Here is a 1,446-nt window from a genome sequence, read left to right as displayed (position 1 = left end):
GGGCGGGACGCGTTCGTTACCGGCGGTTGTGTCGCATATGTGACTTGCGGTCACCGCGCGCGTCCTGTTGGCGGGACTCCGGCCACGTCCTACGTTCTCTCCGGCGCGGGGGACCGGCCGGGCGGAGGGTCCGGGCCGGATGACGAGGATGTGACCAGGTACGACGCCCGGAGGCAGTGCATGCGCGACGCGGACAACATCCCTCGAGTCCAGTACCCGGTGGGTGACCGGCGGCGCTGGGCCGGGCCGGGCTACTCGGGCGAGGCCGGGGGTGCGCCGGCGGGTCTGCCCGTCAACGAACGGTCGTACCGCCGGATCGCCGAGCCGGTCGAGGTGCCCCGGGCGTCCGGCCGGCCCGCCGCCGAGCGTGGCCGGGACGAGGAGGAACCGGAGTACGTGATCCACCTCCCGATCCGGGTTGCCGACCTGGCGGCGGCCACCGCGCTCGCCAGCACGGTCGCCACCTCGCTGAGCTTCCTGCCCGAACTGGACGCCGGGGAGACCACGGTCTCCACCGCCGACGACCAGAACAACCGGCACCGGGTCTTCTGCGACCTGCTGCTGCCGGACCGGTCCCGCTGTCCCCAGCCGTACGAGCACGGCGGGCCGTGCGGCGAGGCGCCGGCCGCCCCCGAGCAGCGTCCCGCACCCCGACCGTCCGTCGGACCGTAGGCTGTGCCTCTAAGAGTCAACGCCACCGAGGGAGCCCTCCACCGATGCAGAAGTGGGAATACGCCACGGTCCCGCTGCTGGTCCACGCGACCAAGCAGATCCTCGACAACTGGGGCGAGGACGGCTGGGAACTGGTCTCCGTTGTTCCCGGCCCGAACCCGGAGCAGCTCGTCGCCTACCTGAAGCGCCCGAGGGCGTGAGCGGCATGGGCAACGGTCCGCACGCGAAACTCGCCGAACTCGGGTTCGCGCTGCCCGAGGTGGTGCCGCCGGTGGCCAGCTACGTGCCGGCCGTGCAGTCCGGGCAGCACGTGTACGTCTCCGGGCAGCTCCCGATCGCCGAGGGGAAGCTGCTGGCGACCGGCAAGGTCGGCGCGGGTGTCTCTGCCGAGCAGGCCAAGGACCTCGCCCAGCGGTGCGCGCTGAACGCGCTGGCCGCGGTCGACTCGCTGGTCGGCCTGGAGAACGTCGTCAAGGTCGTGAAGCTGACCGGCTTCGTCGCCTCCGCCCCCGGGTTCACCGGCCAGCCCGGCGTGATCAACGGTGCCTCGGACCTGCTCGGCGCCGTCTTCGGCGAGGCCGGCCGGCACGCCCGCAGCGCCGTCGGCGTCGGCGAGCTTCCGCTCGACGCCCCCGTCGAGGTCGAGCTCATCGTCGAGGTCGCCTGAGCACGCCCAACCATCCCCGCGATCGTGCGCTTCGTGCCCTGGCAAAAGCCGTGAACCGGTAGGTATCGGGGGCGGTAAGTGCAAGATCGCGGGGCTGTCTCTTATAC

At 72.0% G+C, this 1,446-nt stretch carries 3 protein-coding genes; all 3 read left to right on the top strand.

Features of this window, described 5'->3' with window-relative positions; translation table 11 throughout:
- Positions 1-180 precede the first annotated feature (180 nt).
- From C1I99_RS31565 to C1I99_RS31560, 3 genes are read left to right on the top strand one after another with little or no spacing between them, the layout of a single operon-like run.
- Positions 181-672 carry a hypothetical protein gene (locus tag C1I99_RS31565; RefSeq protein WP_111137777.1) on the top strand — a complete coding sequence of 164 codons (492 nt, stop codon included), beginning with the start codon at positions 181-183 and terminating at the stop codon, positions 670-672.
- Between the two features lie 44 nt (positions 673-716).
- Complete coding sequence (sp36, locus tag C1I99_RS32490) at positions 717-872, top strand: Sp36 family protein (RefSeq protein WP_146604112.1); 156 nt, start codon at positions 717-719, stop codon at positions 870-872.
- A gap of 5 nt (positions 873-877) precedes the next feature.
- Positions 878-1,339, top strand: a complete 462-nt coding sequence (locus C1I99_RS31560; protein WP_111137776.1) for a RidA family protein — start codon at positions 878-880, stop codon at positions 1,337-1,339.
- Positions 1,340-1,446 lie beyond the last annotated feature (107 nt).

The sequence above is a fragment of the Micromonospora deserti genome (assembly GCF_003236335.1).
Taxonomy (GTDB): Bacteria; Actinomycetota; Actinomycetes; order Mycobacteriales; family Micromonosporaceae; genus Micromonospora; species Micromonospora deserti.
This window is presented reverse-complemented; position numbering and strand designations above follow the sequence as displayed.

Excerpts from the sequence above, each read along its gene's own strand:
- C1I99_RS31565 (WP_111137777.1), top strand. The coding sequence starts at position 181 with ATGCGCGACGCGGACAACATCCCTCGAGTCCAGTACCCGGTGGGTGAC.
- sp36 (WP_146604112.1), top strand. The coding sequence starts at position 717 with ATGCAGAAGTGGGAATACGCCACGGTCCCGCTGCTGGTCCACGCGACC.
- C1I99_RS31560 (WP_111137776.1), top strand. The coding sequence starts at position 878 with ATGGGCAACGGTCCGCACGCGAAACTCGCCGAACTCGGGTTCGCGCTG.